Here is a 22073-nt window from a genome sequence, read left to right as displayed (position 1 = left end):
CCGCGGATGGACCTGGCAGCGCTCGAGGAGATCCGTCAGCTCAAGTACCGGTACTTCCGGACGCTCGACCTCAAGCAGTGGGACGCGTTCGCGGACACCCTCGCCCACGACGTCGTCGCCGAGTACGGCACCCACGCGCTCACCGACCCGCTGGTGTTCGAGGGTCGCGAGGCACTGGCCGGGTTCATGGGCTCGACCCTCGGCCCCGGCATCACCACGGTGCACGTCGCCAGCCACCCGGAGATCGCCGTGGACGGGGACATCGCGACCGGCTCGTGGTGTTTCGAGGACACCGTCATCGTCCCGGAAGGCAAGAGCCTGATCCGCGGCGCCGGGTACTACAACGATGCCTACCGCCGCGACGAGGACGGTCGCTGGCGGATCACCCGCACCTCGTACCAGCGCATCTACGAGTCGATGATCTCGCTCGACGACGTCCCGAGCCACCGGTTCCTCTCCCACATGTGGGCGTCGCGCCCCGCCGGTGACGCGTGACCGCTCACCGTCCGGCGATCTCCTCGAGGTAGGCGGCCACACCGTCGTCGTCGTTGGACGGCAGCGTCCGGTGCGCGATTGCGAGCACCTCCGGCACCGCGTTGGCGGGGGCCAGCGCGGTACCCGCCCAGAGCAGCATCGGCACGTCGTTGATCGCGTCACCGACGACCGCCACCTCGTCCGCGCCGAGACCCCGCGCCGCGCAGAGCCGTTCGAGTGCGCTGGCCTTCGACACACCCGACGCCGCCATCTCCACGTACGGGGCACCCGAGTGCGTGAGTTCGACGCCGTCCACGCCGGCCCCGACCGCGAGCCGGTACAGGTCGCCGCTCGCCAGCTCGGGGTGACGGGCGACGATCTTGACCATTCGCTCCCCGACGAGCGGTAGCCGCTCCGCGAGTTCCATCTCGTGGGGATGCCGGTGGTGGTCGGCGTAGTCGCACAACGCGGCGTACTCGGGTTCGGCCACGAACGTCGTCGCCCCGACGTTGGCGAACACCACTCCCGGAGCCAGGCACCGGAACCGGTCCATCGCGGCGAGCGCTTCCGCGACCTCGATGGCCACCGTCCCGGTGATCACGGGCGTGCCGTCGGCCAGGTCGAGGGTGACGGCACCGTTCGCACAGATCGCCTCTCCGCGGAACCCACAGGACCGGGCCAGTTCGTCCACCGAGTGCCGGGCCCGGGCGGTCGCCCACACCACCTCGACACCCGCGTCGCGGGCCGCGGCCATCGCCCGCGCGGTGCGCGCGGAGACGGTCCGGTCCGATCGGAGGAGGGTGCCGTCGAGGTCGGACGCCAGGAGTTTGATGCGGGGCACCCGTCGATGATCCCAGCGCACCCTCGCGCAGGGATCGTCAGGTGTCGGCGAGGTTGTCCCGTGCCCAGGTCGCGATGGCGTCGAGGGCCGGAATCAGCGCCTCGCCCGCGGCGGTGACGCGGTAGACGACGGCGACCGGCGGGCCCTCGTCGACCGTGCGCTGGACGAGTCCGGCGGCGGTCAGTTCGGTCAGCCGCTCCGACAGCACGGAGTCGCTGATGCCGGCGACCGCCCGCTTGAGCTCGGAGAAGCCGGAAGGGCCCTGCACCAGGGTGGCGATGAGGACACCGTTCCAGCGCTTGCCGAGGAACTGGAAGGCGCGACTGAGCCCCGCGTCGCACGCCCGGGGTTCGTGGTGGTCGGCGTCCCTGCTCATGAGCCCAGACTACCAACTGCTCCAGTGGAGATAGTTGCTAGCAATTTCGAAGTGAACTACATTCTTCGTTGCTACTTGCTTTTTCGAAGCCGCTACTGAATTGCGGCCACACCGAGGAGTCCGTCATGTTCATCGCCGCCGCAGTCGTCTCCGTGCTGCTCGCCCTCGTCCTGCTCGCCTCCGCGGCAGGGAAGCTCAGCAAGAATCCTCAGCAGGTCGAGAACATGAGGAAGCTGAACTTCCCGGCCGACAAGGTCTGGCTGCTCGCGGCCGCCGAGATCGCCGGAGCCGTCGGTCTCGTCGTGGGCCTGTTCTGGTGGCCGATCGGTGTCGCCGCCGCCATCGGCGTCATCGCCTACTTCGTCGGCGCCGTCGTCGTGCACCTGCGGGCCAACGACAAGGAGATCGCGCCCGCAAGCGTCCTGCTGCTCGTTGCGGCGGCCGCAGCCGTCCTGGTGCCGCTCGCCGCCTAGGTCGTCGAGGACCGGCACCGAGGACCCGCCCGTCACCAGCGGACTGGCATCTCCTCGATCCCGGTGACGAAGTTCGCCGGCCGGCGCGGCAACGGCGCGTCGGTGGCAAGTTCCATCCCCGGAAGCCGCTCGAGCAGACGCTCGAACATCAGTCTGCCCTCGAGCCTGGCCAGCTGGTTGCCGAGGCAGAAGTGGGATCCGAACCCGAACGCGATGTGCGGGTTCGGGTTTCGGGTGATGTCGAAGACCTCGGGATTGCCGAACACCGCCTCGTCGAAGTTGGCGGCCTCGAACAGCAACATCACCTTCTCCCCCTCACGGAGCGCGGCGCCCTGGAATTCGGCGTCCCTGGTCAGCGTGCGGCACATGTTCTTCACCGGCGACGCCCACCGCAGCATCTCCTCGAGCGCCTGCGGAACCAGCGCCGGTTCGGCCGCCAACTTGTCGCGCTGCTCCGGGTGACGCAGCAGCTGCTCCATGCCACCGCTGAGGACGTGCCGCGTGGTCTCGTCTCCGCCGATCAGGATGAGCAACGTCTCGGCCACGATGTCCTCGTCGGTGAGCCGGTGACCGTCGATCTCGGCGTGCACGAGAACGCTGGTGAGGTCCCCGGTCGGGTTCCGGCGCCGCTCCGCGATCGTGCGCATGGTGAAGTCGACGAACGAGACGTAGGCCGACATCATCGTGGCGATCATGCCCTCGGTTGCGTTGCTGCCCTGCGCCTTCACCAGGTCGTCGCTCCACTGCAGGAACATCTCACGCTCCTCGGGGCGGACACCGAGCATGTCGCCGATGACGGCCATCGGCAGCGGTGCCGCGAGGTCGCGGACGAAATCGCACTCGCCCCGATCGGCAACCGCGTCGATGAGGTCGTCACAGATCCGGCCGATGTCGTCGGTCTTCGCCTCCACCCGCTTGCGGGTGAAACCGATGTTCACGAGCTTGCGCCGGTGCAGGTGTTCGGGGTCGTCCATGTCGATCATGTGCGGCAACGGGCCGACGTCGGGACGGATCCCACCGGTGTTGGAGAACAGCCCCGGATCCCGTTCGGCTTCGACCACGGCGGCGTGACTCGCCACACCGACCATGCCTTCCCGGTCCCGGAACACCGGTTCGTTCGCCCGCATCCATGCGTACGCCGCACGCACGTCGCCGAGCTCGCCGGCGTGGAACCGTCCGTCCACCAGGTCGACATCGGGTCGCATCCACCCGCTCCTCACTCTGACACACGTTCGGGACAGGGATCGATCCGAGACTATGCCTTTTCACTGCATTGCATAACCAAATGCAACCCGCAATGGTAGAACAAGTTCCACAACCGGAGGGAGTGTGCGGGTGAACACCAACGGGTCGGGAACCTTCACGGGCAAGTCGATACCGGTGACCGGGGGCAGCTGCGGGATCGGCGTCGCCGATCTGCCCGTCCGATCGGGCGCCCACGGCACGATCATCGGACGCACCGCGGGACTGCGCGGGGTGGTCGCGCCGTGACCTCCCACGTCGTTCTCGGACAGCGCGTCGAGACGCCGGTACAGATCCGGCAGGCGACCGCGTTCATGGCGATGTACTCCGTCCCGGCCGACACGGCGCAGCGGTTGATCGACGACACCGGACTCGCGATCCTGCGGTACCGACCCGGTCGCGGCCTGTGCGGACTGGTCTTCGTCGACTACGTGGACGGAGATCTCGGTCCGTACAACGAGTTCGGCGTGGTGTTCCTGGTTCGCAACCACCGCACTCGCGGCGGCTCCGTGCTCGGCGACCTGCGTGCGCTGGCCACGGGCCGCTCCGGCGCACTGATCCGCCACCTCCCCGTGGACGGAGACTTCACCCTCGCCGCGGGCCGCGGAATATGGGGATTCCCCAAAGTCCTGGCGGACTTCACCGCAGACCACGTCTCCGACGTCAAGCATGCCTCGGTGAGTCAGAACGGGCGGCTGATCGTCGATCTGACCGTCCAGAAGGGCCTGGCACTTCCGGGCGGTGCGGCGAGCACCACGATGCAGGCGTACTCGTGCCTCGACGGCGTCACCCGCGTCACCTCGTGGGACTGGAACCCCGACGGGGCGCGGACCCGCCTCGGCGGCGCCGAACTGACCCTCGGATCGCACCCGATCGCCGACGAACTCCGCTCACTGGGGTTACCCCGCGGCGCCCTGATGACCACCTCCATCCCCGACCTGGGGATGACGTTCGGCGACGCGACGGCCCTGTGACGTCGACACCCCCAGCGGCGTCGACACCCCCAGCGACGTCGACACCCCCAGTGACGCCGACATCCCCTGCCCTGCTCAGGATTCGAGGATCGTCTTGGCGTTCTCGAGGTTGCCTCGGACATCGTGCGCGTACAGCCGCGCCACGATGGGGTCGGCGAATTTGAACAGCCCGGTTCCCGCCTCCGACTCCTGGCGGTACTCCACACGAGTGCCCGCACCGTCCGCGGAGAAGTCGAGGTCGCGCCGGTAACCGATCTTGGAGTCCTTCGAACGGAAGCCGATGTGTTTGTTCGGCTCGAAGTCGACGATCTCCTCCGACGCCTCGAGTCGCAGTCCGGCGACCTTGACGGCAAACGAGATCACCGCGCCCACCTCGTCCGGCTTCCCGGAATCCACCGAGTAGTCGACGAGGTTGCTGTTCCACGCCGGTGCGTTCTCCGGATTCGACAAGAACTCGAAAACTTCGGCGACCGGGCGTGCGATAACGACTGATTCGTCCGTCTTCATTGTCTTGGCCATGACAGTTCCTGCCTCGCGATGTGATTCGAAGGACGGCCGGGCCACGCGTACCGGCACGTCGGAGATCGAGGGAACCCGATGGCGGACACCGGAAGTCGCGTCCTCGGCGCGGCACGACACCCGTGACCCCAGCACGGCGCACACCCGACGGTTCCTTCGACCACGGACATTCCTGGCAGCCCCATGGTAGTCCCGACCACGCCGTGACGGAAATGCCCGACACCCGCCTCAGCTCGGGTCGCCGGCGAGAACTCGGCTCTGCTTGAGGGTTTCGAGGATGAGGCAGCTCTCCATGCTGTCGACGTGCTCGAGCCACCGCGCGTCGAGCATCAGTGACCGAAGCGCCTCCTTCGACGGAGCCGGAAGTCGGCGACCGAGTCGCTTTCGGCCCCAAGCGTCGACCCACGGTGAGGCTTTTCGCGGCGGTGATCGAGATCGTCGCGGACGACGCCCCGACGGCGGAGAGGCCGCACGGCAGGGCGACGAGTCCCGGCCGCCGATCGCAGCGCCCGTGGCGGCGTCACCTTCATTTACTCGGCACTGCTCGGGCTGTGCATCCCGTCCGGCGATGGGAAGTGGATCATCGAGGCCCCGTGCGTGATGCAGGCGTCCAACGAACTGCGGCACACGTCGGCTGGACCGGCCAGATCTGCAACGCCGCCGAGGCACTGCCCAACCTGATCAACCCGTCTGGACGCTGCCGCTCCTCGGAATCCTCGGCCTGCGGGCCTCTAGAGCCAGGTGTCCTCGGTGGTCGCGGTGAGGAACGCCTCGAGGTCGTCACGCCACGGCGCGGGCACCGTCTTCTCCGGTTCGATGGCGGTGTACTGGCCTCGGTAGAACAGCAGTGGCCGTTCGGTTCTCACCTCGCTCATCGACGACACCCGACCGAACACCACGTAGTGGTCGCCGCCGTCGTGCACGGTCTCCACGGTGCAGTCGATGTGCGCGAGGGACTCGTCGATGATCGGCGACCCGAGCGGCGACGGGGTCCACCCGATCCCGGCGAACTTGTCGGGTTCACGTGATCCGAACCGGGCGCACACCGCCTGCTGGTCCTCGGCGAGGACGTTCACGCAGAACCGCCCCGTCCGCTCGATCGCCGCCCAGGACCGCGACTCCTTCGTGGGGCAGAAGAGCACCAGAGGAGGGTCCAGCGAGAGCGCGGCGAACGACTGACAGGCGAACCCGACCGGTACCCCGTCGTCACGGGTCGTGATGATGGTGACGCCGGTGCAGAACTGCCCCAGCACGGTCCGGAACTGTCTCGGATCGACGTGCACACCGGCAGCCGTGTCGTCGGAGGACATCGTCACTTCATTCCGACGGTGAAGTCGTGACCCCACAGGCTCACGGCGGTGCTCTCCCGGGCGATCCAGCTACTGTCCTCGACTTCCCTTCCTTCGCAACCGAACTCGACATCGAATCCGCCCGGCGTCTTCATGTAGAAGGACAGCATCAGGTCGTTGACGTGCCTGCCGAGGCTGGCGGACATCCTGACGTTCCTGCGCAACGCGCGATCCAGGCACAGACCGACGTCGTCGGAGTTCTCCACCTCGACCATCAGGTGCACGATGCCGGTCGGGTTCGGCAGCGGCAGGAAGGCGAGGCTGTGGTGGCGCGGGTTGCAGCCGAGGAATCGCAGCCACGCCGGCTCGCCGTCGGCGGGTCGTCCCACCATCTGCGGAGGCAGCCGCATCGAGTCGCGCAGCCTGAATCCGAGCACGTCGCGGTAGAACCGCAGTGACGCCTCGTCGTCGTCGGTGGTCAGCACCACGTGTCCGAGGCCCTGCTCGCCGGTGACGAACCTGTGCCCGTAGGGGCTGACGACGCGACGGTGCTCGAGCGCGAGACCGTGGAACACCTCGAGGGTGTTGCCGGAGACGTCGTCGAAGGTGATCAGCTCGACGACGCGGCGATCGGCCAACTGCTCGGCAGTGCCCTCCTTGAAGGGGACTCCCGCCGCGGACAGCCGATCCCGGACGTCCTGCAGTTCCGCGGCATCGGCGGTCTCCCACCCGCAGACCTGCAGCCGGTCCTTCTCCCCCGGCACGATCACCAGGCGGGCCGGGAAGTCGTCCATCCGCAGGTACAGGGCCTCGGGGTCGGCGCCCTTGCCTTCGATCATGCCGAGCACCTTGAGGCCGTAGTCGCGCCAGGCTTCCATGTCGGTGGCCTCGATGCGCATGTACGCCAGCGAACGGATGCCCATCAGTTGTCCCCCTCCAGAAGGAAGTCGGCGGCGAGCCGGTTGAACTCGTCGAACTTCTCGAGCTGCGCCCAGTGGCCACAGCCGCCGAACACGTGCAGCTGCACTCGCGGAATCATCTTGAGCGCCACCAGCGCTCCGTCGAGCGGGTTGACGCGGTCCTCGCGGCCCCAGATCAGCAGCACCCGCTGACGCAGCCGGTAGGCCTCCCGCCAGAGCATCCCCTTCTCGAACTCGCCGCTGGAGAACGACCTTCCCATCGCCTTCGCGGCGGCGAGCGACTCCGGTGTGCTCGCGGCGGCGAACCGCTCCTCCACCAGTTCCGGGGTGATCAGCGACTGGTCGAAGACCATGATCCGCAGGAACGCCTCGAGGTTCTCGCGGGTCGGCTGGTAGCTGAATCTGCCGAGGTTCTTCACGCCCTCCGTCGGGTCGGGGGCGAACAGGTTGACGCTCAGGCCACCGGGTCCCATCAGCACGAGTCGGCCGGCGCGGTCCGGGTGGTCGAGCGCGAACCGGACGGCGGCGCCGCCGCCGAGCGAATTGCCCAGCAGGTGGACACGATCGGTGATCCCGAGAGTGTCGAGCAGATCCTTCAGCGCGGACGCACTGTGCACGAAGTACTGCGGATGCTCGGTCGGCTTGTCCGACTTGCCGTAGCCGGGCTGGTCGACCGCGAGCACGTGGAACCGCTCGGCCAGCACCGGAATGTTCTTGGCGAAGTTCGACCAGGAGGACGCCCCGGGCCCGCCGCCGTGCAGCAGCACGATCGTCGGGCCGTTGCCGACACCGGCCTCGTGGTAGTGCAGTGTCAGACCCGGCCGGACCTCGGCGTGGCGGGAGGTCGACTCGTAGGTGTACTCGCTCCGTTCGGTCGTCGTCACGGTGCCCCCTCAGACCATCGTGTCGCCGAGCGGCAACCCGAACTCGGCGCCACCGAACATCACGTAGGCGCGCTCCGGATCGTTGGCGGCGTGCACGCGGCCGGCGTGGGCGTCACGCCAGAAACGTTGGATGGGCGTGCCGTTCTGCAGCGCCGTGGCACCGGAGTTCTCGAAGAGCAGGTCGATCGACGCGATGGCGCGTCCGGTGGCCCGCACCTGGTCGCGGCGGGCCCGCAGCCGCAGCTCCATCGGAACCTCCTCACCCGCAACGAGGTACGCGTACTCGTCGGCGACATTGCCCGACAGCTGCCGCCAGGCGGCGTCGATGTCGCTGGACGCCTGGGCGATCCGGATCTTCGCGAACGGATCGTCCTTGGCCTTCTCCCCCGCGTAGGCGGCGCGCACCCGCTTGCCCTGATGTTCGACGTGGGCCTCGTACGCTCCGTATGCCATTCCCACGATCGGGGTGGAGATCGTCGTGGGATGAATTGTGCCCCACGGCATCCTGTAGACCGGTGCGGTGTTCTGCCCGAGGCCGGGAGCGGCCAGGTCGCTCATCGCCTTGAAGCTGAGGAAGCGGTGGCGCGGCACGAACACGTCCTTGACGACGACGGTGTTCGAACCGGTGCCGCGCAGACCGACCACGTTCCACACGTCGTCGATCTCGTAGTCCTGCCGTGGAATCAGGAAGCTGCCGAAGTCCACCGGTCGGCCGTCCTTGATCACCGGGCCGCCGACGACGACCCAGGTCGCATGATCACAACCCGACGACCAGGCCCAGGCACCGTTGACCCGGTACCCGCCGTCGACCACCTCGCCGGCACCCATCGGCGCGTACGACGACGAGATGCGGACGTCGGTGTCCTGCCCCCACACGTCGTCCTGCGCCTGCTGGTCGAACAGCGCCAGGTGCCAGTTGTGCACGCCGATGATGCCGGACACCCACCCGGTGGAACCACAGGCACCGGCGATGTTGCGGACCGCGGTGTAGAAGGTGACCGGATCCGCCTCGTAACCGCCCCACTGCTTCGGCTGGAGCAGACGGAAGAATCCGGCTTCCTGCAACGACTTGATCGACTCGTCCGGGATGCGGCGCAGATCCTCGGTTTCCTGTGCACGCTCGCGGAAGGTCGGCAGTAGCTCGGTCAGCTTCTCGATCACCACGTGACTGTCGTGCTCACCCACTGGTCGCTCCCTTGTTGTCGATCGGGCTGTGCCGATCGGTGTTTCACGGTCCACTCGTTCCTGAGACTAGAACAGGTTCCCATTTGTGTCGAGAGTCGACCCGACAGGCAGGTCAGAGGCTCGATTCAGCAACAACCCGCCCGTGGATCTGGCAGAATTCCGTCAACTTCTATAACGTGTTCTAGCAATAGGGCAATGAAGGGATGTGAGGGCACAGATGACGCAGACGAGCGGCGCATCCGGCAACCGCAAGGTCCGCGAGATCGACGTGGGCACCACGCCGACACGGTTCGCGCGCGGGTGGCACTGCATCGGTCTCGAGCGGGAATTCGCCGACGGCACGCCGCACGCGGTCGAGGCATTCGGCACCAAGCTCGTCGTCTTCGCCGACAGCGAGGGCAAGCTCAACGTCCTCGACGCCTACTGCAGGCACATGGGCGGCGACCTGAGCCAGGGCTCGGTCAAGGGCGACTCGGTCGCATGTCCGTTCCACGACTGGCGCTGGGGTGGCAACGGCAAGTGCACCGGCATACCCTACGCCCGCCGGGTTCCGCCGCTGGCACGCACCCACGCGTGGACCACCATGCAGCGCAACGGACAGTTGTTCGTCTGGAACGACCCCGAGGGCAATCCCCCTCCCGACGACGTCACGATCCCGGAGCTGCCCGACGTCCTCACCGACGCGTGGACCGACTGGGAGTGGCACCGCCTCGAGGTCAAGGGATCCAACTGCCGCGAGATCATCGACAACGTCGTCGACATGGCGCACTTCTTCTACGTGCACTTCGGGTTTCCGAAGTACTTCAAGAACGTCTTCGAGGGGCACATCGCGACCCAGTACCTGCAGAACCACGGCCGCCCCGACGTCGGGAACATGGGAACGCAGTACGGCCGGTCGATCCTCGACTCGGAGGCCTCGTACTTCGGGCCGTCGTACATGATCAACTGGCTGCACAACGACTACAGCGGCTACAAGGTCGAGAGCATCCTGATCAACTGCCACTATCCGATCACGCACGATTCGTTCATGTTGATGTACGGCGTGAGCGTCGAGAAGCCGAAGGGCCTCGACGAGGCGACCACCGACAAGCTGGCACGCAAGTTCACCCAGGGCGTCACGATGGGCTTCGAGCAGGACGTCGAGATCTGGAAGAACAAGACGAAGATCGAGAACCCGCTGCTGTGCGAGGAGGACGGCCCGGTCTACCAGCTGCGCCGCTGGTATCAGCAGTTCTACGTCGACGTCGCCGACATCGACCCGAAGATGACGCAGCGCTTCGAGTTCGAGATCGACACCGGCAAGGCGATCGAGGCCTGGCAGCGGGAAGTCGACGAGAACCTCGCACGCCAGGCCGCGGAGAAGGCCGCAGCCGAGGCGAACGAGAGCTCCGGCAGCAGGACGGGCGTGTAGCCATGACCTCGACCTGGTCCAAGGCACCGGATTTCGCCGACAGCCCGGCCCGGGTCGAGGCCGTTCGCGCGCAGACCGAGGTCGACCTGCAGACCTACCTCGAGGGCGGGCTGCAGAGGGTGGAGTGCCGCTCGTGCCACGCCTGTGTGCTGGTCCGCAAGAACAGCTACAAGCACACCAGCATCCAGTGGCAGGCCGATCCCGCCGCGGTGTGCCCGGAGTTCTCCGACGCCACGCCGGCATCGCGTCGGAGCTGTTCGCGACTCGCTGCGTCCATCGACCACGCCGTGCTGGAGGGCATCGTCGAGGTCCGCGACACCGAGTCGTAGAGCCCCTCACCACCCTGGCTGAAGGTCACCTTCACTCGGTTGAACCGAGTGAAGGTGACCTTCAGCCGTTTCGGGGATGCTGAACGTGTTGCCATTCGGGGCCGAGCAGTTCACTGACGCTGCCGGTACTTCCTGGCAGAAAGCATGGACCTGAAGCCGCCTAGTTCTATAACGTGTTCTACATGAGCAAGCAGGAATACGACGTCGTCGTCGTCGGCAGCGGCGCCGCAGGCATGACCGCCGCCCTCACCGCCGCCCACCAGGGGCTCAGCGTGGTCCTCGTCGAGAAGGCCCCCCACTACGGCGGTTCCACCGCCCGGTCCGGCGGTGGCGTCTGGATTCCGGGCAACAAGGCACTTCGGGCGGCGGGGCGGCCGGACGACCGCGAAGCGGCACGGACGTACCTGCACTCGATCATCGGCACAGCCGCGCCGAAGGAGAAGATCGACACGTACATCGACCGCGGCGCCGAGGCGTTCGACTTCATCCTCGACCACAGCGCGCTGAAGATGAAGTGGGTTCCCGGCTATTCCGACTACTACCCCGAGGCGCCGGGCGGGCTGGCCGCGGGGCGTTCCTGCGAGCCGGCGCCGTTCAACGCCAAGATCCTCGGCGAGGAGCGCTTCAAGCTCGAACCTCCGTACAGCAAGGCTCCGCTGAACGTCGTCGTCACGCAGGCGGACTTCAAGCAGCTCAACCTGATCAAGCGGCACCCGCGCGGCATGCTCCGGGCGATGCGGGTCGGCGCGCGCACCACGTGGGCGCGACTGACCGGCAAGCACCTCCTCGGCATGGGACAGGCGCTGATCGCGGGGGTTCGGAAGGGACTGCTGGACGCCGACGTGCCCCTGCTGCTCGACACCCCGCTCACCCGACTGATCGTGGAGGACGACCGGGTCGTCGGAATCGTGGCCGAGCACAAGGGCGAACAGGTCGAGTTCCGCGCCCGGTACGGGGTGGTCCTCGGCACCGGCGGTTTCGAGCACAACGCCGAGATGCGGCGGCAGTACCAGCGCCAGCCGATCGGCACCGAGTGGACCACCGGCGCACCGGCCAACACCGGCGACGGCATCCGCGCCGGACGCGATCTCGGTGCGGCACTGGACATCATGGCCGACGCGTGGTGGGGACCGACGATCTTCAAGAACGGCAAGCCGTGGTTCTGCCTCGCCGAGCGGAACCTGCCCGGCTGCATCATCGTCAACACCGACGGCAAGCGGTTCGGCAACGAGTCCGCGCCGTACGTGGAGGCCGTGCACACGATGTACGGCGGGGAGAACGGCCAGGGCGAGGGCCCCGGCGAGAACGTGCCGGCGTGGCTGGTGTTCGACCAGCGTTACCGGGACCGCTACCTGTTCGCGGGCCTGCAGCCCGGTCAGAAGTTCCCGTCCCGGTGGATGGAGAACGGTCTGATCGTCTCGGCTCCGACCCTTGCCGATCTCGCGGCGAAGATCGGTGTGCCGGAGAAGAATCTGGCGTCGAGCGTGGAACGGTTCAACGGCTTCGCGGCGAGCGGCGTGGACGAGGACTTCCACCGCGGCGACAGCGCGTACGACAGGTACTACGGCGACCCGACCGTCAAGCCGAACCCGTGCCTGGCGGGCCTGGTGCAGGGTCCCTACCACGCGGCGAAGCTCGTCCCCGGCGACCTCGGCACCAAGGGCGGCCTCGTCACCGACGTCGCGGGCCGCGTCCTGCGCGAGGACGGGACCGTGATCGAGGGTCTCTACGCGGCCGGCAACACCAGCGCTCCGGTCATGGGCCACACGTACGCGGGACCCGGCGCGACCATCGGACCGGCGATCACGTTCGGCTACCTGGCCGCGCTCGACATCGCCGATCGGGCAGAGAACACCGAAACCGATTCCGCCGCAGCAACATCGAACTGAGAAGGAACCGACCTTGCCCATCGATCCCGCGATCGCGATCGGCGCAGAACTGCCGGCCGTCAACTTCACCTGGACCGCCTCGGACGTTCAGCTCTACCACCTCGGTGTCGGTGCGGGCGCCCGCCCGCTCGAGCCGCGGGAACTGCGCTACCTGGACGACGCCACGCCGCAGGTGCTCCCCACGTTCGCCACCGTCGTCGCGAGCATCCACGCCACCGAAGCCCCCCGGGTCTCGTTCCCCGGAGTTGAGATCGACCTGGCGAAGGTCGTCCACGGAAGCCAGGAAGTCGCCGTGCACCAACCGATTCCGGCGCAGGGTAGCGGAACGACCATCACCCGGATCGCCGAGGTGTGGGACAAGGGCAAGGCCGCGGTGATCGTGCAGGAGTCGGTGACCACCGACTCCGACGGAGCTCCGCTGTGGACGGCGCGCTCGTCGATCTTCGCTCGCGGCGAGGGTGGTTTCGGCGGTGAGCGTGGGCCGTCCGCGTCGATTCCGCTCCCGGACCGCGCACCGGACCACGAGGTCGACGTTCCGACGCTGCCGCAGCAGGCCCTGCTGTACCGGATGTGCGGGGACCGCAATCCCCTGCACTCCGATCCCGAGTTCGCCTCCGCGGCGGGATTCCGGGCGCCGATCCTGCACGGACTGTGCACCTACGGCATCGTCTGCAAGGCAGCGGTCGACGCCGCCCTCGACGGGGACGCCACCCGGGTCGGGCGGTTCGGGGCACGATTCGCCGGCATCGTCCAGCCCGGCGAGACGCTGCGCGTCCTGATCTGGGAAGACGAAGGGCGCCTGCTGATTTCGGCATCCGTTCCGGCACGCGACGATTCGCCCGCTTTGGCTGACGTGGTGCTCACCCTCGCCTAACCTTTCCGGACATTCGTTCAATTCGGCTGCACACTGCGGCCGACTCCCTCCCCGACACCTCTGTCTCCCCGACACATCTGGAGTACACGCATGCCCTCATCGGTTGGTTCGGCAGCATTCTCACGACGCGGGTTCCTCGCGGCAGGGGCCGGCACTCTCGCCGTCACCGCGGTCGGCGGATGGACGCCCGTCCACGCTCTGCCCCTCGGATCCTCGGACTCCGGATCCCTCGGTGGCGGCGCCACACTTCCCGCGCCGCCGGACTTCCCCTCGGACATCGATCTCGCCCAGCAGGCGTACCAGAACTGGTCCAAGGAGATCATGCTGGACTCCACCTGGACCGCCACCCCGAAGAACTCCGGTGACGTGGTCCGGCTGACCAACTGGGCGCACGCCCAGGGATACACGCTGCGCCCGCGCGGCGCGATGCACGGCTGGACTCCGCTGACCGTGGTCAACGGTGCGTCCGTGGACAAGGTCATCCTGGTCGACACCACGAAGTACCTCAACGGCGTCGTGGTCGATGCGGGCGGATCCCCCGCCACCGTGACGGCCGGTCCCGGGGCGACGCTCGACGCCATCACCTCCGCGCTGCAGGAGCAGGGCCTCGGCTGGGCGAACCTGCCTGCGCCCGGTGTGCTCACGATCGCGGGCACCCTGGCCGTCGACGCACACGGGGCCGCGCTTCCCGCCGACGGCGGGTCCGCGCTGCCGGGCCACACCTACGGGTCGCTGTCGAATCTCGTCACCTCCCTGACGGCGGTCGTGTGGAACGGCACCGAGTACGCCGAGCGGACCTTCTCGCGCAACGATCCGAAGATCAAGCCCCTCCTGACGAACCTCGGCCGCACCTTCGTCACCTCGGTGACGATGCAGGCCGGACCGAACTTCCGGATGCGGTGCCAGAGCTACACCGACATCGACTGGCAGGAGTTGTTCGGTCCGGGCGGAGCCTCCGGACGCACGTTCGAGAGTTACGTCGCGGCCAACGGCGGCGTGGAGGCGATCTGGTACCCCTTCACCGACAAGCCCTGGCTGAAGGTGTGGTCGATCGCGCCGACGAAGCCCGCGGGGGCACGGGAGGTCACCGGCCCGTACAACTACCCCTTCTCCGACAACGTCCCCGAACCGGTCACCGACCTGCTCGGGCAGATGAACGCAGGCAACCCAGGCATCGCGCCGCTGTTCGGCCAGACGATGTACTCGGTGACCAAGGCCGGTCTCACCGCCACCGGTTCGTCCGACATCTGGGGCTGGTCGAAGGACGTCCAGTTCTACATCAAGGCGACGACGCTCCGGCTGACCGAGGGCGGGGGTGCGGTCATCACCAGCCGGGCCAACATCGGCCGAGTGATCCACGACTTCGCGGTCTGGTTCGACGAGCGCATCGAGTTCTACCGCGCGAAGGGGCAGTACCCGCTCAACGGCCCGGTCGAGATCCGCTGCTGCGGCCTCGACGAGGTGGCGGACGTGGCGGTCCCGTCGGCGGGCGCCCCGACGATCTCGGCGATGCGCCCGCGTCCCGACCACCCCGACTGGGACACCGCCATCTGGCTGAACGTGCTCGGCGTCCCGGGCACTCCGGGCATGTTCGCCTTCTACCGCGAGATGGAGCAGTGGATGCGCTCGCACTACACCGGGGCCGACTACACGTTCCGACCCGAGTGGTCGAAGGGCTGGGCGTTCGGACCGGACCAGCCGTACACCGACGGGGCGATCATCACCGGCGCGCTGCCGCAGAGCTACCGCGTCGGGCTCCCGTCGAACGACAACTGGGACACGGCGGTGGCCACGTTCAACGAGTTCGATCCGCACAAGGTCTACAGCAACACCTTCATGGATCAACTCCTGCCCTGACGATCGACAAGCGAGGAAGGTCCGGTTCCCCTCCGGGGCGCCGGACCTTCCTCGTTTTCCGTTCCGCGGACGCCGGCGTCCCGGCCGGGTCCGCGACACCGACGGCGACGGACCGCCCCGGACGGCGCATTTGCCGAGATCGGCTCGGCTGCGGCCACTCGCGGACTCAGCCCGGCTTGACACACTGCACCGTTCGATGTGATCCTGCTAACAGCAACGTTAAACAGTGCACTTAGTTAGGGAGGATCGGGGCAGCCCGAACTAAGTCGCACACGGCAATCCGGTCGTTCAGAAGCAAACAGTGCCCCCATTGGAAGGCGGTAGTCGGGATGAGCGTCGACGTAGCCCCGGCGGACACGTACATCGAGTCACTGATCGAGACGGTGGAGCCGACCTTCGATGCATCCCCCAGCTCGCGAGGTCGGCGTTCCGGCTCCGAGCGAACCGTCCTCGGCCGCGCCGCGGTGATCATGGACGCCTTCAACAGCACGCACCGGGTCCTGAGCCTGATCGAACTCAGCCACCGCACCGGGCTCCCGAAGTCGACCCTGCACCGGCTCGCGGAGCAGCTCTGCCAGGTCGGTTGGATCAGGAGGGTTCCGGGCGGCTACCGCATCGGCATGCGCATGTTCGAGCTCGGCAGTCTCGCACTCGAAGCCGACCGCCTGCAGGAAGCGGCCTACCCCCACCTACGCTCACTCGCCGCCCGGACCGGGATGTATGTGCACCTCTCGATCCCCAACGAGGCCGAGGTCGTGCACCTCGAACGTATCGCCGCGGGCCCCCTGCGGTTGGCAACCCGCCGTGGGGAGCGCGCCCCCGCCTACTGCACGGCGCTGGGCAAGGCGATGGCCGCGTCCGACGACGACCTCACGCAGGCGGTACTCGACGCCCCGATGCCCCGCCGGACCGACAACACGATCACGGACGAGCGCGCACTGCTCGACGAGTTCCGAAGGGTTCGCCACTCCGGGATCGCCGTCGACCGGTCCGAGTACTGCCCGCAGATCGTGTGTGTGGCGGCACCGATCCGACAGGGCCACACGGTGGTCGGGGCGATCTCGGTGACGGGGACGGCCGGGCAGATCCGCGGCGACGTGGCTTCGGCCTCCGTGCTCGATACCGCCGCCTCGATCATGAACTCCATCTCGACTCACGGCAAGAAGCCCCGCCGGCTCTAGACCGCGCCCTTTCGATTCCACTCGCGTTCGTGTGCGGGGGTCGCCGACACCGGCGGCCCCCTACGCGGTTGTGAGGCGGAACCGACCCCACAACCGCGTCACTGTCAGCGGTGGACCCAGCCGGCGTCGTGCCAGTAGGTCTCGAGCTTCTCCATCGGCTCGGGCCAGGTCTCCATGTAGGTGACGCCCTCCGGACCGGCGGTCATCAGGTAGGGCGTTCCCGCCTTGCTGATCCAGAACTCACCGGGGCCGATCGTGCGACTTCCCTCCTCCTCCCCGTCCAGACCCCACGTCACGTGGAACTCGCCTTCGAACACGACGATCAGCTCGTCCAGGTTGTGGTGGTGCCGCGGCACGGAGAAGTTCGGTGCACAGCGCAGCCCGTTCAGATTGAACGAGCGGTCGATTCTGGATGCGACCCACATGTTTCCGTCGAAGGTCTTGGCCATGTCGACAGGAGCGTCGGCGAGGGGACCACCCTCAGCCCAGAAGTAGGTGGGGAAGGCCTGATCGACGGTCATGTCCCGCCAACCATCCTCGGACAGAAGTTCAATCAATTCGGTTGCCACCATCTGATGATGCAACGCCGACCATCGATCAGCCACCGGATGGTTCCATCCAACGGAACCGAAGTCACTGCCCCGCACTACATTCCATCGAGCGGAACCGACTCGAGACATGCCACGACACCTCTACTACGCTGAGGTGATGACACTCGTATTCGGCGATCTTCTCGACGACTTCGATTGGGCACCAATGAGTCTCGACCAGCAGACCAACCCGAGCTATTACTGGAACGAAGGCGGACTGCTCGCGGATGCGCCGGTGGACTTCCGCGCAACCTTCGACGGCCACATGTTCGTCACCACCAAGCCCATCGACATGCCTCGCTTCAACCGCAATCCGCTGCGCGTGACTCCGGGATTCACGGTTCCTCGCCATCATCACAACGTGGACGAGATGTTGTTCGTGCTCGAGGGCGAGTACCACATCGAGCACTACGACAACGAGGAGCCCGAGACGGTCGTCGTGCGTGCCGGCCAGGTCTTCGTGAGCCGGGCCGGAACTGCGTACACCATGACCGCGGGCAGCGAGGGCGTCACCTACATCGAAACGTGGCCGAGGCCGGTGACCGAGCTGGAAACCTACTGGCACAACTACGGCTGGGCCGAACGCAACGGAGACGACCAGTGACCACGACGCTGCAGGACTGACCCACGACGGAACCCGGCGCACCCTCGAGACGGAAAAGGTGTGCTGCACTACCACGAGGCGAGAGACGGTCCCCTGCTCCTCCTCGACGGTCTTTACCGGACCGCGTTCCGGTCGTCGGAAACTCCCTGGGCGGCAACATCGCTGCCCGCCTCGTGACCGGACACCCCGGAGCGGGTCAGTCGGTTGGTCACGATCGGCGGCATCGGCACCCCGGTGTACAGACCGTCGCCTCCCGAGGGACCGGCATGCAGGTGCGCCACGGTGCCGCGGCGGCAACATGATCGAGCGCAAGAACGAGTTCGAGAACATCGTCCTGGCATACCTGCTCCGCGACGTGGAGCACCGACACCACGAGCCACTGTGCCCAGTGAGCGCCTGCGAGAGAATGGGACTCACCGGGCACAGTCGTTTCGTGGTGGCGGGTGGATCCTCGGTCAGGTCCCGGTGGCGCCCTCGGCGCGGTCGCGCCTCCACTGCTGTGCGCGCCGTTCGAACTCCTGGAAGGCGGACAGTGCGTCGCCGACGACGGCCTCGACCTTGACGGGTTCGCGGTCCAGATACAGCTGCATGGCCACGTGGTACGGCCCTTCGGCAGGCATCAGTGCCGACGCGAGTTCCGCGTCGATGAGACCGAATTCTACCGCAGCCTCACATGATTCGGCGAAGGTCTCCGGTGCGGTACCGGACATCGCCCGGGAGACGTGACAGTTGATGTCGAACGCCATGTCCCCGAGATTGGCGAGCACTCGCTCGATCACCAGGCCGGCGGTCGGGTTCACCTCGAGAAGCTCGAGGTCCACCGGCCCGATGCCCTCCAACTGTGCGAGGGTTCGACGCATCGTGATCAGGATGTGGTCGATGCGCTCGGCGTCCGACCGCGGTGTCGTCGCTCGCGGGGCAGCCCCGAAGTCGGTATAACCCGCACCGGTATCCGGCCGTCCGGCCGACATGGCCTCCGGAGTGTTCATGCCACCATCGTGTCGCCATCGCGCAGGGCAAGTCAACACACGGCCGTCGGTCGCGACAGACAGGGGCCGGGGAGGGTCCGCCGGGTTTGTCGCGGAATCTCGAACCAGGTTCCGTCTGACGGTATGAGCAGTGGACGGGGGCGATCGACGAAGCAACAGTGAAACAGGATGTGGACATCGGCGACCTACTCACGCGTCGGCGAGGGATCCACTTGATGCCACGAAGTCGAAATCGAAGCGAGGATTCGAAATGAAGTCGTTGAGTGACCTGATGCGGAACTGCATTCAGCTGGGGTACGTGGCCGGCGACATCGACACCGCGGCGAATTTCCTGGAGTCGACGCTCGGGACCGTCCAGTGCGTCAGGCACTACCGGTCGACGCTGGGCCGTACGCTCCACGAGAGCACCCGCACATCGCTCACGAATCCTGCCGATCTCGAGGGTCCGTTCGTCGTCGTCGACGGAGCGGTGGCCGACGAGTGGGTGATCGACGTGGCGCTGGTCAACGCCGGCCCCACCAACATCGAGATCATCCGACCGGTGAGCGGTTCGGTGGACCTCTATCGCCGTGCGGTGCGTGACGACGCTCCGGCAACGTTCCACCACGCCGGGTTCCGAATCGACGACTTCGACGAGGCCACGGCGCTCGTCGAGGCGAGCGGACGCACGTGGGCGCAGTACGGCGTGACCGGTGGCATCCGGTTCGGATACCTGGATCTGACTGCGGAACTCGGACACTTCATCGAGGTGATGGAGCTCGACGAGGCGAGCGCAGAGACGTTCACGAAGCTGGAAGCGGCTTCCAACGCGGTCAACTGAGGCCGTCGACAGATCGTGACGTGTTTTCCGGGACGCACTGAAAGGGTTGAAATTGCAGACTAATGAGGCAGGCGACGTCTACGACGTCATCGTCGTCGGTTCGGGCGCGGGGCTGGTGGGTGCACTCGCCGCCGCGTCACGCGGTCTCCGGACGCTGGTCATCGAGAAGACCGAGTTCATCGGCGGCACAACCGCCTACTCGGGTTCGGGACTGTGGTTGCCGGGCAACGCCGCCGAACTCCGTGCCGGGGTGGACTCGGGACCGGACGAGGCCCGGCCGTACCTCGACGCCATCGTCGGCGACGACGCACCGTCGGCGCTGCGGGAGATCTTCCTGCAGACCGGTGCCCCGATGATCGACGAGCTCGAGAGCCACTCGTGGCTCGGGCAGTTCTACTGGCAGGGCGTGCCGGACTACTTCGAGAACGCCCCGAACAGCCTGCCCGGTGGGCGCACGATCTTCCCGCAGCCCCTGGATCGATCGGAGCTCGGGAACCTCGAACCGCTGGTGCGTCGCCCGCAGTGGGCGGAGAGGTCCGGTGCGCATCCGGGCGATGTGATGACCGGTGGGCAGGCGCTGATCGCGCGGCTGCTGCTCGCGTTCGTCGAGACCGGCAACGGCGAGATTCGGACGAACACGCCGTTGACGCGGCTCGCCGTCGAGGACGGTCGGGTCGCGGGGGTCGAGGCGACGTCGGAGGGCGAGTCGATCGTGCTGCGGGCACGTCGCGGTGTGCTGCTCGCGGCCGGTGGCTACGAGCGCAACCTCGAACTGCGCCAGAAGTACCAGCCGGAGGTGACCGGCGAATGGTCGCAGGGTGCGCCCGGCAACACCGGTGACGCCCTGGTCGCCGGCATGGATATCGGTGCCGCGACGGATCTGCTCGAGGAGGCGTGGTTCGCTCCGGGTCTCGTGATTCCCGACGAGCGTCCGGTGTTCTACACCTCGGTGTGGAGCGGGATCTGGGTGAACGACGCCGGCGAGCGGTTCATGAACGAGCGGTTGCCGTACGACCGGTCCGGTCACGAAATCCTTCGTGCCCAGCAGAACTCGGACGTCTCGCACATCCCGGTCCACTGGGTGTTCGACCAGAAGCAGTTCGACAACGAGCGGGCGTTCGCCTCGCCGCCGGTGGCCCCGCAGTCCCCGGGCTGGTTCGATGCCGACAGGTTCCTCGCAGCCGGCCTCCTGCAGAAGGCCGACACCCTCGAGGAACTCGCCGAGAAGATCGGCGTCCCCGCCGAGGCGCTCGTCGCGAGCATCGAGAAGTTCAACGAGTACGCGCTCAGCGGCAAGGACGAGGAGTTCGGCCGCGGCGACGCACCGTGGGACAAGATCATCGTTCCCATGTGTGGAGCCCACGAGGACGGACCTAACCCGTGCCTCGGCGTGATCAGCAAGCCGCCGTACTACGCCGCGCAGATCGTGCTGTCGGACCTCGGGACGAAGGGCGGTCTCAAGACCGACGACCACTCCCGTGTTCTGAAGGAGGACGGCTCGGTCATCGCCGGCCTCTACGCCTCGGGTAACACGATGGCGCCGATGACCGGTCGGATCTACCCCGGTGCGGGTGGCCCGGTCGGATCGTCGATGGTCTTCTCGTACCTGGCCGCGCTGGACATGGCGGACCAGAACGCCTGATCCGACAGCTCGTCCCCGAAAATGCCGGGCTCCCCGTAGATTTCAATCCACGGGGAGTCTCGGCGTATTTCGTCGAATCACGGGCGGGATGCGACGAGAAGCCCGTTCCGACCAGCGGAATCGACAAGCATTGCACGACATGTGACCCGAATAGCATCAACCGGCATGGAGACGAAGATGGACAACCTCGAGGACCTGTCACGCTACAAGCTCTCCGAGAGCGAGCGCGAGAGACTGTTCGAACTGCAGGACGAGTGCACGATCTCATGGACGAACAAGGCCGGATGGCCGGTGGCGATGCCGCATTCGTTCGTGTGGTCGGGAGGCAAGTTCTGGGTACATGCCACGACCAACCGAAAGCGGGTCCAGGCCTTTCGGACCCGTCCACAGACCTGCGTCACCGTGTCCGGTTTCGGAACCGAGATGTACGGGTGCATGGTCACGACCAAGACGTTGGCGACCGTTCACGACGGCGATCGGGATCTGGTCCGTTGGCTTCTCCCGCTGTTCCTGAAGCGGGTCGGCAAGGGCACCGACGAAGAAGCTCTGAACCAGCAGTTGGCACTGCTCGATTCGCCCGGTCGCGTGGTGATCGAGTTCGATCCCGTCGAGTCGTTCACCTACAACTCGCAGGCCCTGCGAAAGGCCATCGCGGAGAACGGCTACAACCGCTGGGACGCGTCAGCGAACTCGTGATCCGCCGGCGCCCG

The 22073-nt window shown here is 67.0% G+C and carries 24 protein-coding genes; 14 read left to right on the top strand and 10 right to left on the bottom strand.

The window, feature by feature from the left end; genetic code table 11:
* Window positions 1-6 precede the first annotated feature (6 nt).
* A complete protein-coding gene (locus ACFYVR_RS05980; protein ID WP_387470680.1) occupies window positions 7-495 on the top strand; it encodes a nuclear transport factor 2 family protein in 489 nt (162 codons plus the stop codon).
* Window positions 496-499: 4 nt separating this feature from the next.
* Here the strand turns inward: ACFYVR_RS05980 and ACFYVR_RS05975 are convergent, their stop codons facing one another.
* Both ACFYVR_RS05975 and ACFYVR_RS05970 read right to left on the bottom strand, forming a co-directional pair.
* Window positions 500-1315 (bottom strand): HAD family hydrolase, encoded by an 816-nt coding sequence (locus ACFYVR_RS05975; RefSeq protein WP_387470678.1) that lies wholly within the window; start codon window positions 1313-1315, stop codon window positions 500-502.
* Between the two features lie 37 nt (window positions 1316-1352).
* Entirely contained in the window at window positions 1353-1691 is a 339-nt protein-coding gene (locus ACFYVR_RS05970) for a winged helix-turn-helix transcriptional regulator (protein ID WP_387470676.1), read from the bottom strand.
* Window positions 1692-1816: 125 nt separating this feature from the next.
* Here ACFYVR_RS05970 and ACFYVR_RS05965 point away from each other — a divergent pair, with 125 nt between their 5' ends.
* Window positions 1817-2164, top strand: a complete 348-nt coding sequence (locus tag ACFYVR_RS05965; RefSeq protein ID WP_387470674.1) for a DoxX family protein — start codon at window positions 1817-1819, stop codon at window positions 2162-2164.
* 32 nt (window positions 2165-2196) lie between these two features.
* Here the strand turns inward: ACFYVR_RS05965 and ACFYVR_RS05960 are convergent, their stop codons facing one another.
* Window positions 2197-3369: a cytochrome P450 gene (locus tag ACFYVR_RS05960; RefSeq protein ID WP_387470671.1), complete on the bottom strand. Its 1173-nt coding sequence runs from the start codon at window positions 3367-3369 to the stop codon at window positions 2197-2199.
* Window positions 3370-3499: 130 nt separating this feature from the next.
* On the opposite strand from ACFYVR_RS05960, the gene ACFYVR_RS05955 reads away from it, so the two are divergent.
* Both ACFYVR_RS05955 and ACFYVR_RS05950 read left to right on the top strand, forming a co-directional pair.
* Window positions 3500-3655 (top strand): hypothetical protein, encoded by a 156-nt coding sequence (locus tag ACFYVR_RS05955; protein WP_387470669.1) that lies wholly within the window; start codon window positions 3500-3502, stop codon window positions 3653-3655.
* On the top strand, window positions 3652-4380 hold the full coding sequence (locus ACFYVR_RS05950) for an acetoacetate decarboxylase family protein (RefSeq protein WP_387470667.1): 729 nt from the start codon (window positions 3652-3654) through the stop codon (window positions 4378-4380). Before ACFYVR_RS05955 ends, ACFYVR_RS05950 begins: the two co-directional genes overlap by 4 nt.
* A gap of 75 nt (window positions 4381-4455) precedes the next feature.
* Here the strand turns inward: ACFYVR_RS05950 and ACFYVR_RS05945 are convergent, their stop codons facing one another.
* From ACFYVR_RS05945 to hsaA, 5 genes are all read right to left on the bottom strand, one after another.
* A complete protein-coding gene (locus ACFYVR_RS05945) occupies window positions 4456-4899 on the bottom strand; it encodes an SRPBCC family protein (protein WP_387470665.1) in 444 nt (147 codons plus the stop codon).
* Between the two features lie 731 nt (window positions 4900-5630).
* Window positions 5631-6209 carry a 3-hydroxy-9,10-secoandrosta-1,3,5(10)-triene-9,17-dione monooxygenase reductase subunit gene (hsaB, locus tag ACFYVR_RS05940; protein ID WP_387470663.1) on the bottom strand — a complete coding sequence of 193 codons (579 nt, stop codon included), beginning with the start codon at window positions 6207-6209 and terminating at the stop codon, window positions 5631-5633.
* A gap of 2 nt (window positions 6210-6211) precedes the next feature.
* Window positions 6212-7111 (bottom strand): iron-dependent extradiol dioxygenase HsaC, encoded by a 900-nt coding sequence (gene hsaC / locus ACFYVR_RS05935; RefSeq protein ID WP_387470661.1) that lies wholly within the window; start codon window positions 7109-7111, stop codon window positions 6212-6214.
* Window positions 7111-7992, bottom strand: a complete 882-nt coding sequence (gene hsaD / locus ACFYVR_RS05930) for a 4,5:9,10-diseco-3-hydroxy-5,9,17-trioxoandrosta-1(10),2-diene-4-oate hydrolase (RefSeq protein ID WP_387470659.1) — start codon at window positions 7990-7992, stop codon at window positions 7111-7113. The genes hsaC and hsaD overlap by 1 nt, the downstream gene beginning before the upstream one ends.
* A 9-nt stretch (window positions 7993-8001) precedes the next feature.
* A complete protein-coding gene (hsaA, locus tag ACFYVR_RS05925; RefSeq protein WP_387470657.1) occupies window positions 8002-9177 on the bottom strand; it encodes a 3-hydroxy-9,10-secoandrosta-1,3,5(10)-triene-9,17-dione monooxygenase oxygenase subunit in 1176 nt (391 codons plus the stop codon).
* 217 nt (window positions 9178-9394) lie between these two features.
* Between hsaA and ACFYVR_RS05920 the strand changes: the two genes are divergently transcribed.
* The 6 genes from ACFYVR_RS05920 (at window position 9395) to ACFYVR_RS05895 (ending at window position 16718) form a co-directional block, all read left to right on the top strand.
* Window positions 9395-10588 (top strand): Rieske 2Fe-2S domain-containing protein, encoded by a 1194-nt coding sequence (locus tag ACFYVR_RS05920; protein ID WP_387470655.1) that lies wholly within the window; start codon window positions 9395-9397, stop codon window positions 10586-10588.
* Window positions 10589-10590: 2 nt separating this feature from the next.
* On the top strand, window positions 10591-10917 hold the full coding sequence (locus ACFYVR_RS05915; protein WP_387470653.1) for a hypothetical protein: 327 nt from the start codon (window positions 10591-10593) through the stop codon (window positions 10915-10917).
* A gap of 182 nt (window positions 10918-11099) precedes the next feature.
* Window positions 11100-12806, top strand: coding sequence for a 3-oxosteroid 1-dehydrogenase (gene kstD / locus ACFYVR_RS05910; RefSeq protein ID WP_387470651.1), 1707 nt, complete (start codon window positions 11100-11102; stop codon window positions 12804-12806).
* A 13-nt stretch (window positions 12807-12819) separates the two neighbouring features.
* Entirely contained in the window at window positions 12820-13680 is an 861-nt protein-coding gene (locus ACFYVR_RS05905; protein WP_387470649.1) for a MaoC/PaaZ C-terminal domain-containing protein, read from the top strand.
* A 90-nt stretch (window positions 13681-13770) separates the two neighbouring features.
* Window positions 13771-15537 carry a cholesterol oxidase substrate-binding domain-containing protein gene (locus tag ACFYVR_RS05900; RefSeq protein ID WP_387470646.1) on the top strand — a complete coding sequence of 589 codons (1767 nt, stop codon included), beginning with the start codon at window positions 13771-13773 and terminating at the stop codon, window positions 15535-15537.
* Between the two features lie 329 nt (window positions 15538-15866).
* Window positions 15867-16718 carry an IclR family transcriptional regulator gene (locus ACFYVR_RS05895; protein ID WP_387470644.1) on the top strand — a complete coding sequence of 284 codons (852 nt, stop codon included), beginning with the start codon at window positions 15867-15869 and terminating at the stop codon, window positions 16716-16718.
* A 104-nt stretch (window positions 16719-16822) separates the two neighbouring features.
* On the opposite strand, the gene ACFYVR_RS05890 is transcribed toward ACFYVR_RS05895, so the two are convergent.
* Window positions 16823-17239, bottom strand: coding sequence for a hypothetical protein (locus tag ACFYVR_RS05890; protein WP_387470642.1), 417 nt, complete (start codon window positions 17237-17239; stop codon window positions 16823-16825).
* 187 nt (window positions 17240-17426) lie between these two features.
* Between ACFYVR_RS05890 and ACFYVR_RS05885 the strand changes: the two genes are divergently transcribed.
* Window positions 17427-17912, top strand: coding sequence for a cupin domain-containing protein (locus ACFYVR_RS05885; protein ID WP_387470639.1), 486 nt, complete (start codon window positions 17427-17429; stop codon window positions 17910-17912).
* A gap of 455 nt (window positions 17913-18367) precedes the next feature.
* Here ACFYVR_RS05885 and ACFYVR_RS05880 read toward each other — a convergent pair whose 3' ends face one another.
* Window positions 18368-18901: a hypothetical protein gene (locus ACFYVR_RS05880; protein WP_387470637.1), complete on the bottom strand. Its 534-nt coding sequence runs from the start codon at window positions 18899-18901 to the stop codon at window positions 18368-18370.
* Between the two features lie 250 nt (window positions 18902-19151).
* On the opposite strand from ACFYVR_RS05880, the gene ACFYVR_RS05875 reads away from it, so the two are divergent.
* From ACFYVR_RS05875 to ACFYVR_RS05865, 3 genes are all read left to right on the top strand, one after another.
* Window positions 19152-19721, top strand: a complete 570-nt coding sequence (locus tag ACFYVR_RS05875; protein ID WP_387470635.1) for a VOC family protein — start codon at window positions 19152-19154, stop codon at window positions 19719-19721.
* Between the two features lie 52 nt (window positions 19722-19773).
* Window positions 19774-21363, top strand: coding sequence for an FAD-dependent oxidoreductase (locus tag ACFYVR_RS05870; protein WP_387470633.1), 1590 nt, complete (start codon window positions 19774-19776; stop codon window positions 21361-21363).
* A 165-nt stretch (window positions 21364-21528) separates the two neighbouring features.
* Entirely contained in the window at window positions 21529-22059 is a 531-nt protein-coding gene (locus ACFYVR_RS05865) for a hypothetical protein (RefSeq protein WP_387470631.1), read from the top strand.
* The last annotated feature ends 14 nt before the right edge of the window (window positions 22060-22073 follow it).

It is taken from the genome of Rhodococcus sp. NPDC003318 (assembly GCF_042879035.1).
Lineage (GTDB): Bacteria > Actinomycetota > Actinomycetes > Mycobacteriales > Mycobacteriaceae > Rhodococcus_G.
This window is presented reverse-complemented; position numbering and strand designations above follow the sequence as displayed.